Source organism: Ilumatobacter sp., from assembly GCF_030065885.1.
In the GTDB taxonomy this organism is placed as follows: Bacteria; Actinomycetota; Acidimicrobiia; order Acidimicrobiales; family Ilumatobacteraceae; genus Ilumatobacter.
This window is the reverse complement of the sequence record NZ_JASJCS010000048.1, coordinates 16,159-30,064: the sequence shown is the minus strand read 5'-3', so window position 1 is coordinate 30,064 and position 13,906 is coordinate 16,159. Positions and strand designations below refer to the sequence as shown.

Below are 13,906 nucleotides of genomic sequence, written 5' to 3'. Positions count from 1 at the left end.
TCGAGCCCTCCGGCACGGTCCACGCGGCCGACAGAAGTGCGCCGCGACGGAGCACCGGGTCGTGCAAGCTCTCGGACCACGTAGTGGTGGTCGAAGCCATGGATCAGCCCGACCAGTATCCCGGCGTCGTTGACGACCGTCGTGCTCGCCGTCCGGACGCTCGCAATCGTCGCGAGCAGAACTGCGATGCCACCGACGGTGCCCGCTCCGCCGAGTATGTCCCTCATTCCGAGGTACATTGCCAGCACCATGATGGTGTTCGTCAGCAGCGTCAATCCCAACTGAGCACGGACCGTCTCGGTGTCGAATCGGCGCTCCATCACGTTGATTGCTCGATACGCACCGCGCATCCGCTCGACCAGCAGCTCGCCGAGGCCGTAGACACGTATCTCCTTCGCAGCTCGCAGATCGCTGACGAGATCAGAGAAGAATTGTCGTCGCCGCACCGTGTGGGCGGTCGCGGCCAACATCGCCGCACGCCTTCTGCTCAGCAGAAGCTCGGTGCGTATTGCCGGGAGAATCGCGAGCGCCGCCACCGCGGCCGACGACACGCTGATCGAAGCCAAGACCAGCACGATCGTCGTCGTGGCGACCATCTGCTGGCCAATCGCGAGGATCTGCCTGACCACCGAGGCCGGCGCGTTCTCGTAGGTTCGAGCGAGCAGCACGTGGTCATGAACCGATGGCGTCTCGAGCGCGCCGAGATCGGGCAGGGCGTTGACGTTGGTCATCAGGTCGCCTCGCACACGTAGCGCGACCGTCCGATCCAGATCACGCTCGATCACGACCCTGATCGCCGACTGCACGGCGAGCACCGCTCCCACGACGGCGACGACGCCGAGCCAGATCCAGATGGACCCCGGAGCGGATCCGCCTGCATCGACCGCCTCCGCGGCAGCATCGATGACGCGGCTCGTCGACCACGCGACCAACGCCGGCGCCGCGCCGCCCGACAGGCTGAAGAGAACGAGGACGCCGAGGGACCACGGTCGCTCCCTCGCGACCATGCGGAGACAGTCCAGTACCGTCGCCAGAGCCTGACGAGACGTCAGCCGACGGGGTTCAGGGCTCGGCGGTTCCTGGCGCTGATCCATACATCGGTACGGTGTACGTTCGCGGCCGCCCACTCACCGAAGCGCACACCGGCCGCGGTGTGACGAGGTGGAGTTGTCGCCGGCACCAATCCGGACTAGTACCAGTCACACCGTGAGCCGGCTCCCGTCGTGGGGTAGCAGTGGCAGTCCATGTAGCTGCCGTGATAGTGCGCGTAGCACCAGGCGCAGAAGGAGCCCCACCACTGAGGGTCTTCGGACTGCGGGCTGGGCGTGCAATAGACGCCCGCCATGGCGTGGCTGGACCCTTGCCACATCTCGCTGCTGGTCTCGACAGGCTTGGAAACCTGGAAGGCAAAGAGAGTTGGGGTAGACATTCGAACCGCCTTTCCTGGACGAGAATGACTTGCTGTAAACAAACCCTATCCACCTTGCGATTCACTGGCAAGACATTGTATATTGACTATTTTTTCATTCATTTCTCTCTCGAGGATATCTCTCAGTTATCAGAAGGCTGACACGAGCCGTGCGCTATAACACCTGAGAGCTCGTCCGGAGGCTTCACCATTCACAGATATCCGCTTGGTATTGCTCACGATATTTCTGGTTCGACGGCGATCGCAGGCGAGTCCCCGCTGCCGCCGCGCTCAAGCAGCCTCGGCAAGGCTCAGCGATGGCCGACGCCGTCGCATCGGAGGGGGCTTGCGCTCGGACACCGACGCTGCACCTGTGCGCCCCATCGATCGGCCCGCCGATCGTCCGAGCGGCGTATCGCTGGGCGGTATCTCAGTCAGCGGCGGAGGCGTTCGACCTTGCGGTCGGTGCGCATCGCCTTGGCTCCCCGACCGAGGAACCGACCGACGGTGAGGAACGCCGTGTGGGCGACCATGCGATGGTCGGGACGAACCGCCTGACCCTCGATGTGCCAGCCGCGGTGCAGCACCTCGATCGTCCGGACGTCGAGCCACCGGCCACGCAGCACCTCGCGGACCTGCATGGCCTGCGTGATCGAGGGCGTGTAGGCGACGAGCACCCCACCGGCGTGGAGCACACCTTCTGCGTGCGGCACGACGCGCCAGGGTTCGGGCAGGTCGAGGACCACGCGGTCGAACGGACCGTGGTCCGGCTCGATGCCCTCGTAGCTGTCGGCGATGTGGACCTCGTAACGGTCGGCCGCGTCGATGCCGAGGAACTCCTCGACGTTGGCCCTCGCACGGTTGGCGAAGTCCTCGCGCACCTCGTAGCCGACGATGTCGGCGCCCCATCGCAGCATCGCCATCGACAGGGCGCCCGAACCGATGCCGGTCTCGAACACCCGCATCCCGGGCCCGATGTCCGCGAGCATGCAGATCGGCGCCAGGTCCTTCGGGTAGATCACCTGCGCGCCGCGAGGCATCTCGACGACGTAGTCCTCGAGCGTCGGGCGCAGCACGGTGTACTCCGAGCCCTTGGTGCTCTTGACGACCACACCCTCGGCCTGCCCGACGATGTCGGCGTGCGGCACGAAACCGGCGTGGCTGTGGAACTCGCCGCCCTCGGCCAACGTGAGCAGGTAGCGGCGCTTCTTGGAGTCCAGCAGCATGACGCGTTCGCCCAGTGCGAGAGACCTCATGTCACTCCCCCGCCGCCTTCGTAGCCAGGTACGCCGTGCGGGCCCGCTTGTTGAGCACCATCTCGACCGGCACCGGCTCGTGCCCGGACACCCGAGCTTCGAGGCGACAGAACGCGCACGTCTCGCCGGTGGTCGGTGAGCCGCATCGGTCGCACGCACGCAGCTCACCGGTGGCCGCCTTGTTCGTGCCGGCCAGCAGCGGCGCCATCTTGTCGACGAACTCCAGGTAGAACGCAGCCTTCGAGCCGGGCGACTCGCGCTCGATCGAGTTGAGCGCGTCCTTGTAGGCGAGGTGCTTGTTGCCGTAGGCCATCGGACACTCGTCGACCTGGTAGTCGATCCCGCGCACGATGCACCATGCGGCCATCTCGCGCTCGGTGAGCCGGATCAGCGGCTTGACCTTCCTGGGGAAGCCGTCACGTGCCGGGAGGACGGGCAGCTGGCGGGCGAGGTACTCGACGTCCCAGCGCAACGTGTTGCCGAACAGCACGGCAGCTTCGTCGTCGAGGTTGTGACCCGTGACGACCACGTCGTAGTCGCCGTCGAGTGCGGCGCGATCGAACAGATGCCGCTTCGACAAGCCGCACGCCGAGCACGGGACCCGCCTGGTCACCTTCGCTGCGGTCGGCACGTCGTAGCCGTACTGGTCGCGGAGATCGATCGTCAGCAGCGTCAGCCCTCGCTCGTCGGCGAACCGCTGCGCATGGCGCGCGCTCACGTCGCTGTAGCCGCCGATGCCGAGACCGACGTAGAGCCCATCGGCGCGATAGCCGAGCTCGGTCAGCAGGTCCCAGACGGCGAGCGAGTCCTTGCCGCCGCTGACCGCCACCAGGATGCGGTCGTCGAACGAGAGCATGTCGTGGTCGGCGATCGCCTTCTCGACCTGACGCCGGCACAGCTGGAGCAAGTGCTCAGCGCAGAAGTTGGCGTTGTGGCGCGGCAGGTCGATGATCGCCGGCTCGCGACACACTCGGCACTTCGATTGCGACATCGGACCCTCCCTCCGGCACGGATCAGCCACCGGAGATCACGGGACGGATCTCGACGACATCGTCGTCGTCGAGTCGCCCGTCACCAGGCACCAGTGTGCCGTTCCGGATCACCAAGAACGACTCACGATTCAGGTCGAGCTCGTCGAGGAGCCGGTTGACGGTTCGGGCGCCGTCGATCGTGACCTCGCGAGTGGGCTGCCGGAGCCGGACGATCACGACGCCCGGCGCTGCGAGCTGGCCCACAGCTCCGCAAGTGCCCGCTCTTCCTTGAGGGTCGGCATCGCGACGCCCGCCTTGCGCAGCTTCTTCTTCGCCCGCCGCGACAGCGGCTTGGTGGTGGTGAGCTGCATGTAGCGGCCGCTGCCCATGCTGGCCGCGTCGATGACCTCCGGGTTCTTCCCGAAGAACTTCTTGATCGTGCCCTGGCCGAACACGAACACCGCGACGACGCGCCAGAAGCCACTGCCGCCGAGCAGGCCGGCGTAGATCGCCTTCCGGCGGATCAGGACCGACGGACGCAGCGCGCGTGGCAGCAGCGCCATCAGATCCGCTTGATCTCGACGAGCGTCGTCTTCTTCTTGCCGCTCCGCTTGCCGAGCAGGAAGAAGATGATGAGCAGGACGACGAGCGCGCCGCCACCGACGGCCATGAGCGTGCTCTTCTTGTCGTCGACCTTGCCCTGGACGCCGTCCTGGAAGCTCTGCAGCTTGTTCTGCAGGTCCTCGGGCGTGATCTTGGCGGGCGTTTCGGTGTTGCTCATGCGTTGTCCTTGCTCAGGTACTTCTTGTTGATCCGGCTCATCGTGATGCCGAGGAGGATGACGCAGGTGACGAGCACGATCAGGTAGGAGATCCAGGACCACCGGCCGCTCGCCGACCAGTCCCATTCGGACTGCAGCAACCGGAGGAGGCCGAGCAGCAGGAGCGAGAGGCCGATGCCGAGGCAGATGGCAGCGGCCGCACCGACGCCGATCCAGCGTCCGGCGCCCTTCAGCGGGCCGACGGTCTCTTGACGGGCGTACGTCTTGACGTACTCGATGACATCGCCGATCGAGGCGTCGTCGCGCCGCGCGGGCGGGGTTGGCGAATCGTCTGCCATGCCGATGGTTCTATCACGAAGAACGGAATTCGAGCACAGCCGCTGCATCGTCGAGCGCCGCTGCGAGCACGTCGAGGCGTTCGGCCAGCCCGGGGCACGCGAGCATGCGGTAGCGGTCGGCCGGTCCGAGCGGGGCGAGCGCGCCGAGGTGGTAGACGGCCAACTCGGGTTCGTCGCTGATCTCGGAGTCGGCCGGAGGTGTCAGCTCGCCGAGCGCCCGGACGCTCTCGTTGAGCTCCTTGACGCGGTCGTGCAGCGTCGAGATGCGTTCACCGACGTCGTCGGGCACGGCTCCGTCGTCGGGCCAGTCGTCGACGTCCGCGAGGGGGTACGGGTCGTCGGGCAACCACCGGTTGACGCGGATCCGCCTCGCACCGACCGAGGCGACGCCGTACCGGCCGTCGTCGGTCACCTCGATGTCGAGGATGCGGGCGACCGTCCCGACCTCGGTGCGTTCGTCGCCGCCGCCGACCTCGAAGCCACGCTCGATCATCGTCACGCCGAACTCGGGCGGGTTGACGTCGTCGGCGAGGATGTCCTTGATCATCTGCCGGTAGCGCGGTTCGAACACGTGGAGCGGCAGGAAGGCGCCAGGCAGCAACGCCGACCCGAGCGGGAACATCGGCATGACGCCCATGCCGCGACGCTAGGGCACACCGCCGCGTCGCGCTGCGCGCTGCTCGACGAGTTCGGGCGTCAGCGTGGCGTGAACCGGTCGACGTCGGGATCGATCACGATCGGGTAGTCGCCGATCAGGTCGATCACCGCCGTCCAGACCGGCAGATGCACGGCGGGATCGTCGACGCCCTCTCCGTTCATGACGACCGAGAAGTCGACGGGCCGGCCATCGCCGGCCGGCTGCGTGCCGGTCAGCGCCTTCACGCCCGTCAGCGTGCCGGTCTTCGCCTGGAGGCGACCCTCGGCATCGGTGCCGAGGAACTGCGTCGCGAGCGTGCCGTCACGACCGGCGACCGGTAGCACGTCGACCAGGCCGGGCGGCGCGGCCGCGAGCACGCTCGTCAGGGCGCGGCAGGTCAGCCGGTTGTCGCGTGAGAGACCGGAGCCGTCACGCAGCTCGACCCCGGCGAGTGGCACGTCCCAGTCGGCCAGCACGGCCCTGACCTGCTCGAGACCCGCCGGACGCGTGCCATCCCCCGACCGCACGAAGCCGATCTCCTTCACGAGCATCTCGGCGGTGTTGTTGTCGCTGGTGTGGAGCATCTCGACGAGCACGTCGTCGAGCGGCAACGACTCGACCAGCGCCAGGGTCGTCAGATCGGCGTCGACCGGGCGGTCGCGGTTCGCCGCGGCCCCGGTGATGGTGATGCCGCGCGCCGCCGCGAGGTCGAAGAACACGCGGGCGGCCGACCGGCTCGGGTTCAGGCCGTAGTTCCCGCGGCCGATCAGGCCGTCGTTCACGAGGAGCGCGTCGTAGGGACCGGCGTCGACGTTGGTGATGTCGTCGCCCCACTCGGGCACGCGGAACTCGTCGTCGTACCGGCTGCCGTCGCCGACGATGTCACCCTGGATCTCGGTGATGCCGAGGACCGCGAGCTGGTCGACCAGCGGCTCGAGCGCGGTCGTGTTGAACGCCGGGTACCGGAGCGGATCGGGAACGTCGGCGGTGCGCAGCACGGGGTCGCCACCGCCGATCAGGTACACGTCGCCGGGAATCACACCGCCGACCGGACGCGGCGACTGCAGTTCGGTCCGGAACCGGTGATCCGGCCCGAGCACCTCGAGCGCGACCGCGGCGATGATCAGCTTCTCGTTGCTCGCGGGGATCAGGGGCAGATCGGGTCGGATGTCGGCGATCACCGTGTCGCCGTCGACGACACGGACGCACGAACCATCGGGGATCTCGTCCTCGAACCGCTCGACCTGTGCTGCAACGGCCCGAGCCGTGGCGCTCGCCGCGACGCGATCGGCGATCGGCGAGGGATGACGACGGTACGAGAACAGCGGGGTCGCCAGCTCGGCCCGCGGCGGTGGCGGCAGCGTGGTCGTCGTCGTGGTCGTCGTCGGGGGCACGTTGGCCTCGGCGTACTGCCATGCGCCGGCCATCATGATCGCGGGTGCCAGCGCCCAGGCTGCGAGGACCGGCACCGGGACCCCACGCCGGGTACGCCGTGTCATCGCGGACCGAGCTCTGCCGGGCCGGCGACGGCAGGGAACGACGCCAGGGCGGTCGCCAGCTCGTCCCACACCGGCCGGTACTCGCTCTGATCCGAGATCGTCGGCCCGTTGAGGATCAGCGTGTACTCGATCGCACCGCCGCCGGCGACGGGCAGGAACCCGGACAGCGCCTTCACCGCCGGTGGGTCCTCGTCGATCGGGAAGTTGTTGAGCGTGCCGGTCTTGCCGCGGAGCCGGCCGGCGAGCGGCGTGTCGCCGAAGATGCCGGTCAGCGTGCCGGTCTCGCCGGCGATCGACAGCCCGGCGCCGACCGGACCCTCGGACCCGACGTGCTGGAGGACACCGAGCATCGTCGCGCAGGTGAGACGGTTGTCAAGGCTCAGACCGCTCCCGTCGCCGAGGACCATCCCGGTGGTGTCGACGCCCCACCCCGCAACGGTGGCGGCGATCGCGTCGAGGCCCGCCTGGCGCGTCGCGGAGCCCGTGGCCTCGAGCCCGATCTCCTTGACCATGAGCTCGGCGGTGTTGTTGTCGCTGGTGGTGAGCATCTCCTCGATCACGGCGCTCAGGGGTTGGGACTCGATGCTCGCGAGTTCCGGCGCGCCGTTGGGCGCGACCCCCGTGCCGGCGCCGCCCGAGACCGTGATGCCCTGCTCGGCCAGGAGGCGGACGAACTCACGCGCTGCCGACTCGTTGGGATCGGCGCCTCGCTGGTCGTCGCCGAGCACCCGGGAGTCGTTGACGAGCAACGCGTCGTACGGGCCCGATTCGATGCCCGCCACTCCGCCACCCCAACTGGCGACGTAGAACTCGTCGTCGTAGCGACTGCCGTCACCGCGCACGGTGCCCTGGATCTGCGTCACACCCGCAGCTGCCAGCTGACCGGCCAGCTCATCGGCCGACGTGATGTTGAACGTGGGAAACCGGTCCAGGCCGCTGTCGGGGTACCACTCCCCCGACAGCAGCGGGTCGCCGCCGCCGACGAGGTAGACGTCACCCGAGATCACACCGCCCACCGGGGCCGGTCCGACGACGCGGGTGGTGTAGCGGAACTCCGTGCCGAGCACCTCGAGCGCGACGGCGGCGACGAGCACCTTCATGTTGCTGGCCGGGATCACGACCTGGCCGACATTGACGTCGCCGATCGGGACCCCGTCGAGCGACACGGCGGCGCAGGAGCGGTCGTTCACCCGGCTGAGCAGGGGCGCGACCGCGGCACGGAAGGCGTTCGTGTTCAGGTCCCGCGACAACTCGCCGGCGCCGCGCCGGTACGACAAGAGCCCGGTGCTGAGAGCCGGCTGCGGTGTCGGAGGCGGCGCCGCTCCGACGACCTCCTCGGGCACGGCGTCGTCGGCTGCGGCGGCACGACCGTCCGCCCACTGCCAGACGGCCCACAGCAGCAGCGCCGGCACCAGCGCGACGACCGCCAGCACGGCCACAGGGCTGATCGGCGGCTGCCGTCGGCCGTTCACGTGGCTCGGCGCCGGCGGTGGCGGGCGTACCGGTGGAGGTGACCGAGCGCGGCCACCGCCCGATCGCCGCTCGGGTAGCACAGGCGCCCGGAGTCGCGGACGGCGGTCGGACCCGCGTTGCCGGGGTCGGCGACGGCCAGCTCGGTCGCAGCGAGGATCGGCTTGCCGGTCCGATCGCTGAGCTCGGCGGCCGCCTCCGCGAAGCGACGGTCCTGTCGTTCGTGGTACTCGACGATCCGTTCGAGGCCGTGATCGGGATGGAACGGTCCCTCGCGCATCATGCGGGCCTGGTTCGACTGGATGCCGAGACCGATGTAGACGACCGCATCGACGTCGGGGTGCTCGGCGATCAGTTCCATGACGGTCGGGATCGTGTCGCGGGTCTCGCCACCGGCACAGTCGACCGGGTTGTTGCGGCTCCAGCGCGACGGCAAGTGCTCGTCGATGGCGGCCAGCAGGTCGTCGGGGAGCTCGAGCAGCTCGAGGTCGGGGTCGCGGGTGATCGCATCGGCGGTCACGACGCCCCACCCGCCGGCGGTGGTGAGTACGACCGTCCTCGGCCCCGGAGGCAGCGGCTGGGTGGCGAACGTGGCGGCCGCCTCGAACGCCTCCTCGACCGTGGCGGCACGGGTGATGCCGTGCGCCCGGCACGCGCCGTCGAACACGGCGTCGTCGGCCGCCAGCGCACCCGTGTGGCTCGCTGCGGCTCGTGCGCCGCCCGCGGTGGCACCACCTTTGAGTAGGACCAGTGGCTTGCGGGCGGCGGCGTCACCGAGCCGCTGCATCAAGCCCCGCCCGTCGGTGATCCCCTCGATGTACGCGAGACCGACCGCTGTCGCCGCGTCGCCCGCGTAGTAGTCGAGGTAGTCGGCCACGCTGACGGCCGCGGCGTTGCCCGCCGACACGGCGCGGCTGACACCGACACCGGTCGACCTGGCGAGGTTGAGGAAGCTCGACACGAAGTTGCCGGACTGGCTGGCGACGCCGATCCGGCCGGCCGGCGGGTACGGCGCGACGATCTGCGCGCAGAGGTTCGCCGGCGTGGAGACGACGCCTTGGCCGTTCGGGCCCGCGAGCAGGATGCCGAGCTGGTCGGCCAGCTCGACGAGCTCGCGCTCGGCCTGCCGGCCGGCGTCGCCCGCCTCGCCGTACCCCGCCGAGGTCAGGAAGGCAGCCGTGATCCCCCTGGCCGCGCAGGCGCGGAGGATCTCGGGGTTGGCGCCAGCCGGCGTGCAGACGAAGACGAGGTCGAGCTGGCCGTCTGGTAGCTCGTCGACGCTCGCAACCGTCTGCACGCCGAGGACCTCCTCACCCTGCAGGTTGGTGGCGTGCACGGCACCCTGGTAGCCGGCGGCCAGCAGGTTGTGGACCGAGACGAAACCGAACTTGCCCGGGTGCGTCGACGCTCCGGTGACCAGCACCCCCCGCGGCTCGAACAGCGCCGCGAACTGCTCGTCCGACGGTCGCCCCCGCATCTCGGCGTGCACTCCGGCGCCGTCGTCGCCGATCTCCACGAGCGCGTCGACCGCGACCGGCGCTCCGTCCGGCGTGACGATGAGCGGGTTGACGTCGACGCTCACGATGTCGGGGCGTTCGAGGGCGAGCCGCCCGAGGCCGACCAGCAGCTCGACGACCGCCCTTCGGTCGACGGCGGCCTCACCACGGAACGGCCCGAGCAGGCGCTGGGTGCGGAGGGCGTCGATCATCTCGTGGGCGGTGACATCGTCCACCGGCGCCGGGCGGAAGACGGCGTCGGCGACGGCTTCGGCCAGGACGCCGCCGACGCCGAGCATCACCGTCGGGCCGAACTGCGGGTCGCGCACGAGTCCGACGATGAGCTCGCGGTTTCCCCTGATCATCGGCGACACGAGCAGTCGCACGTCGCCGTCCTGGGGGCGGGCAGCCGCCAGCAGTTCGGTCGCAGCAACCTCGACCGCGGGGCCGTCGGTGACACCGAGCCGGACGAGGCCCCGCTCGGTCTTGTGTGCGATCGCGTCGCCCTCGAGCTTCACGACGACCGGATAGCCGACCGTCTCGGCGGCATCGACGGCGCTGATCGGATCGTCGACGAGCCGCTCGACGGGCACCCGAAGGCCGTATGGCGTCAGCAACGCCTTCGATGCGGATTCTGAGAGCGTGTGACCGCCGTTCATGCTCCGCCAACGGTATCGAGCGTGGGGGCACCGGTCCGGTCATTCGACCGGCGGAACACCGACGCGTGCGATCCGGACGCTCAGGGCAGGAGCGCGGCGCGGAAGAACTGGACGACGTGCTCCTCGCGAGCGGCCAACGCTTCGTCACTCAGCGGAGCGATGTCGAGGAGACCCTCGAGGAACGGCTCGTCGGAGAAGTAGCTGAGCAGTGCGCCGTAGCCGGTGATCATCAGCTGGCGTGCGTCCTGTCGCTTGAACGTGCCTGCGGCCATCTCGCGTTCGAAGTACTCGGCCGCGAGATCGAACATCGGCCGCAGGACGCTGGCGAGGTCGATCGCGAGGTGCTGGCCGCCGTCGATCGCCTCGCGTCGCACCATGCGGACGTAGTCGGGGTTGTCGGCGAAGAACCGGAAGCCGGCCCGCAGGACGAGGTCGACCTTGTCCCACCCGCGCTCGGGCTCGGCGATGGCGCCGGTCAATCGGTCGAACCAGTCGGACAGCAGGCGCTCGAAGACCTCCTGGTAGAGCGCTTCCTTCGATGGGAAGTGATGGAGCAGGCTCGGTCGCCGGATGCCCACGCCGGCGGCGATGTCGTTGAGCGAGGTGCCCTCGTAGCCGGAGTGCGCGAAGCACGAGAGCGCCTCGTCGAGGATCTGTTCGCGCGTGGATCGCCGCTCGGCGTCATTCGCCGCGGGGGTCGACGCAGCCATAGGCACGCAGACGCTAACACTTTGTTCAGCACTTGCCTACCGACCAGTAGGTAGTTGCTGCTACCCTGCTGCGGCGATGACTACCGTCCTGCTTGCTCTCGCCGTCGGCATCGGGGTGACCACCCTCGCCAACATCTGCACCACGGTGTACCTCCATCGGGGCCTGTCGCACCGCGCGATCACGTTCTCGAGGCCCGCCCATGCGGCGTTCAAGACGCTGTTGTGGCTGAGCACGGGCATCAAGGTGCGTGAGTGGGTCGCGGTCCACCGCAAGCACCACGCACACACCGACACGGCGGAGGATCCGCACTCCCCGGCCATCAGCGGTTGGTTCAACGTGCAGATGAAGAACCTCGTGATGTACCGGAGGGCGGCGCACGACGAGGCCAACATCGACAAGTACGCCAAGGACCTCGCGCCGACCGCCTGGGATCGGCTGCTGTTCGACAGGTCGTGGCTGGGCCTGCTGATCGGCACGGCGTTCCTCGTCGTCGTGTTCGGCTGGCAGGTCGGCCTGCTGGCCGCGTTCGTGCACGTGAACTACTACCTGGCGGCATCTGCTGCCGTGAACGCGATCGGCCACCACTTCGGCCGCCGCCCGTACGACAACTCGGCGACCAACCTCCAATGGCTCGCCTTCATCACCGCGGGTGAGGGCTTCCACAACAACCACCACGCCGCTCCGACGTCGGCGAAGTTCGCCCACCGCTGGTACCAGATCGACCCGGGCTGGTTCGTGATCAAGCCACTGACGTGGTTCCGGCTCGCCAAGGTCCGCCTGAACGAGCTCCGCCTCGCCCCGAGTCAAGCAGCCAAGCCAACGGCCAACGCCGCGTGACCGAGATGCGAGGCGCGCTCGCCTCGATCAAGCGCTTCCTGCGCGCGCTGTTCCGACCGGTCCGCCGAGCGCCCGATCCCGAGCCGTCGGCCGAGCTGAGGTTCGAACACGAACGAAGGCGCGGCATGCGAGGCGACGCCGCCAGCTGACGCCACCTCGTGTTACAGATGGTGTACAGATGGTGTCTGACACCATCTGTAACAGTTCAGCTCGGCGGGTAGACCCCCATCCCCTTGGCCTTCTCGGTCTGCCAGAAGATGTCGGCGATCTCGTCGATCTTGGCCAGCAGCGCCTCGGCCGGGGCGGCGTCGAGCGACTTCTTGACGTCGCCGGCGCCATGGATCGCGTCCCAGAACATCTGGTGCAGCTGGGGGAACTCCTCGAAGTGCGCGGGCGCGAAGAAGTCGGCCCAGAGCACCATCAGGTGGTGCTTGACCTCCTCGGCGCGCTGCTCCTTGATGATGATGCAGCGGGCCTTGAAGTGCTCGTCGTCGGAGTCGTGGTACTTCTGGATCGTCTTGAGGCACGAGAGCGCCTCGATCTTGGCCTGCGCGGGGTCGTACACGCCACAGTAGAGGTCGCAGTGGGCGTGGGCGACGGTGGCGCCGGCGAAGAGGCGGCTGAGCATGGGTTCTCCTTCGTCGAGGGGCGGATTCGGGCCCGAACCTACACTCCGCACGATGACCGGCGGGAAACGTGCCCGACGATGGCCGATCCGCCGCTTCGTGGTGTCCGAGGACTCGATGCGGCCGGCGCTGCGCCCCGGCGACGGCATCGTGGCGATCCGGTCGCAGCGCGTGCGGCGCGGCGAGGTGCGAGTCTTCGAGCATCCCGACCGGCCCGGCTTCTGGCTGGTCAAACGGGTGGGCGACATCCACCGCGACGGCTTCGAGGCCACCAGCGACAACGGGGCACTCGAGGGTGTGCGCGACTCGCGCCACTTCGGTCCGGTGCCGGTAGCGGGTTCCTTTCGGATGGTGCTGCGAGTACCCGGCCCGCGAGGGCGCTGAGCGCGGCGCCGCCCTACGCTCGCCACATGGCGATCTACCTGTGCCACGAACAGCCCGACCTGTACGAACACGACGCCGACGTGGTGGAGGCGGCGCCTGGACGGGTCGTGTTGTCGCGTACGGCGTTCCATCCCGGAGGCGGCGGCCAGGTCAGCGACGTCGGAACGATCGAATGGTCGGGCGGTCGAGCCGACGTGACCCACGTCGAGCTCGACGGCGATCGGTGGTGGCACGTGCTGGCCGACGAGTCGGCTGAACCGTCCGGTGCGGTGCAGGTCGTCGTCGACGCCGATCACCGGCTCGGCGTGGCGTCGTTGCACACGATGAGCCACGTGCTCAACGCGTTCGTCTTCGACGAGTTCTCGGGCGCACTGGTGACGGGTGCGCAGATCACCGGTGACGGGAAGGGCCGCATGGACTTCGACCTCCCCGAGGTCGACAACGACCGGCTGCGCGCCCTCGAAGCGCCGATCAACGACGTGATCGGGCGCGGTCTCGTCGTGACGTCGCTGTATGTGCCGGTCGAGGAGGCGACACCCGAGAGCGGGCTCATGCGCAGCAGGGCCGTCGCTCCCCCGCCGACGCCCGACGGCACGTTCCGGGTCATCGACATCGACGGGGTGGACCGCCAGGCGTGCGGCGGCACGCACCTGTCGAACACCGCCCAGTCGCGTCCGATCCGCATCACCAAGGTCGAGAACAAGGGCCGCCACAACCGCCGCGTGAGGTTCACGTTCTCCGACTGACGCAGGGCGCAGGGCGTGCCGGTCCGCGCGTTGCGTTCGAACACACCGGCGGCGGTTGGCGCCGACGATTCGCCTGCTTGCTCCCAC

General features: G+C 68.8%; 17 protein-coding genes. 4 read left to right on the top strand and 13 right to left on the bottom strand.

Annotated elements, in window-relative coordinates:
* The 12 genes from QNJ12_RS11795 to QNJ12_RS11740 all read right to left on the bottom strand — a co-directional run.
* Positions 1 to 824, bottom strand: an 824-nt coding sequence (locus QNJ12_RS11795) for a hypothetical protein (protein ID WP_300622845.1), incomplete at its 3' end; no start/stop codon positions are given.
* A gap of 1,018 nt (positions 825 to 1,842) precedes the next feature.
* Positions 1,843 to 2,664, bottom strand: a complete 822-nt coding sequence (locus QNJ12_RS11790; RefSeq protein WP_300622844.1) for a tRNA (adenine-N1)-methyltransferase — start codon at positions 2,662 to 2,664, stop codon at positions 1,843 to 1,845.
* Between the two features lies 1 nt (position 2,665).
* Positions 2,666 to 3,655 carry an ATP-binding protein gene (locus QNJ12_RS11785; RefSeq protein ID WP_300622843.1) on the bottom strand — a complete coding sequence of 330 codons (990 nt, stop codon included), beginning with the start codon at positions 3,653 to 3,655 and terminating at the stop codon, positions 2,666 to 2,668.
* A 22-nt stretch (positions 3,656 to 3,677) separates the two neighbouring features.
* The gene (locus QNJ12_RS11780; RefSeq protein WP_300622842.1) at positions 3,678 to 3,872 is read right to left on the bottom strand and encodes a MoaD/ThiS family protein; all 195 of its coding nucleotides are present in this window, start codon (positions 3,870 to 3,872) and stop codon (positions 3,678 to 3,680) included.
* Positions 3,869 to 4,198, bottom strand: coding sequence for a hypothetical protein (locus QNJ12_RS11775; RefSeq protein ID WP_300622841.1), 330 nt, complete (start codon positions 4,196 to 4,198; stop codon positions 3,869 to 3,871). Before QNJ12_RS11775 ends, QNJ12_RS11780 begins: the two co-directional genes overlap by 4 nt.
* The gene (locus QNJ12_RS11770) at positions 4,198 to 4,416 is read right to left on the bottom strand and encodes a hypothetical protein (protein WP_300622840.1); all 219 of its coding nucleotides are present in this window, start codon (positions 4,414 to 4,416) and stop codon (positions 4,198 to 4,200) included. Before QNJ12_RS11770 ends, QNJ12_RS11775 begins: the two co-directional genes overlap by 1 nt.
* A complete protein-coding gene (locus QNJ12_RS11765; protein WP_300622839.1) occupies positions 4,413 to 4,754 on the bottom strand; it encodes a phage holin family protein in 342 nt (113 codons plus the stop codon). Before QNJ12_RS11765 ends, QNJ12_RS11770 begins: the two co-directional genes overlap by 4 nt.
* A gap of 13 nt (positions 4,755 to 4,767) precedes the next feature.
* The gene (locus QNJ12_RS11760) at positions 4,768 to 5,391 is read right to left on the bottom strand and encodes an LON peptidase substrate-binding domain-containing protein (protein ID WP_300622838.1); all 624 of its coding nucleotides are present in this window, start codon (positions 5,389 to 5,391) and stop codon (positions 4,768 to 4,770) included.
* Between the two features lie 59 nt (positions 5,392 to 5,450).
* On the bottom strand, positions 5,451 to 6,860 hold the full coding sequence (gene dacB / locus QNJ12_RS11755; protein ID WP_300622837.1) for a D-alanyl-D-alanine carboxypeptidase/D-alanyl-D-alanine-endopeptidase: 1,410 nt from the start codon (positions 6,858 to 6,860) through the stop codon (positions 5,451 to 5,453).
* 26 nt (positions 6,861 to 6,886) lie between these two features.
* A complete protein-coding gene (gene dacB, locus QNJ12_RS11750) occupies positions 6,887 to 8,323 on the bottom strand; it encodes a D-alanyl-D-alanine carboxypeptidase/D-alanyl-D-alanine-endopeptidase (RefSeq protein ID WP_300622836.1) in 1,437 nt (478 codons plus the stop codon).
* A gap of 35 nt (positions 8,324 to 8,358) precedes the next feature.
* On the bottom strand, positions 8,359 to 10,515 hold the full coding sequence (locus QNJ12_RS11745) for an acetate--CoA ligase family protein (protein WP_300622835.1): 2,157 nt from the start codon (positions 10,513 to 10,515) through the stop codon (positions 8,359 to 8,361).
* Positions 10,516 to 10,595: 80 nt separating this feature from the next.
* On the bottom strand, positions 10,596 to 11,225 hold the full coding sequence (locus QNJ12_RS11740) for a TetR/AcrR family transcriptional regulator (protein WP_300622834.1): 630 nt from the start codon (positions 11,223 to 11,225) through the stop codon (positions 10,596 to 10,598).
* 76 nt (positions 11,226 to 11,301) lie between these two features.
* Here QNJ12_RS11740 and QNJ12_RS11735 point away from each other — a divergent pair, with 76 nt between their 5' ends.
* Positions 11,302 to 12,063, top strand: coding sequence for a fatty acid desaturase (locus QNJ12_RS11735; RefSeq protein WP_300622833.1), 762 nt, complete (start codon positions 11,302 to 11,304; stop codon positions 12,061 to 12,063).
* Positions 12,060 to 12,212, top strand: a complete 153-nt coding sequence (locus tag QNJ12_RS11730) for a hypothetical protein (RefSeq protein WP_300622832.1) — start codon at positions 12,060 to 12,062, stop codon at positions 12,210 to 12,212. Before QNJ12_RS11735 ends, QNJ12_RS11730 begins: the two co-directional genes overlap by 4 nt.
* Positions 12,213 to 12,268: 56 nt before the next feature.
* On the opposite strand, the gene sodN is transcribed toward QNJ12_RS11730, so the two are convergent.
* Positions 12,269 to 12,691: a superoxide dismutase, Ni gene (sodN, locus tag QNJ12_RS11725; RefSeq protein WP_300622831.1), complete on the bottom strand. Its 423-nt coding sequence runs from the start codon at positions 12,689 to 12,691 to the stop codon at positions 12,269 to 12,271.
* Between the two features lie 52 nt (positions 12,692 to 12,743).
* On the opposite strand from sodN, the gene QNJ12_RS11720 reads away from it, so the two are divergent.
* Both QNJ12_RS11720 and QNJ12_RS11715 read left to right on the top strand, forming a co-directional pair.
* The gene (locus tag QNJ12_RS11720) at positions 12,744 to 13,073 is read left to right on the top strand and encodes a S26 family signal peptidase (RefSeq protein WP_300622830.1); all 330 of its coding nucleotides are present in this window, start codon (positions 12,744 to 12,746) and stop codon (positions 13,071 to 13,073) included.
* A gap of 26 nt (positions 13,074 to 13,099) precedes the next feature.
* A complete protein-coding gene (locus tag QNJ12_RS11715; RefSeq protein WP_300622829.1) occupies positions 13,100 to 13,819 on the top strand; it encodes an alanyl-tRNA editing protein in 720 nt (239 codons plus the stop codon).
* The last annotated feature ends 87 nt before the right edge of the window (positions 13,820 to 13,906 follow it).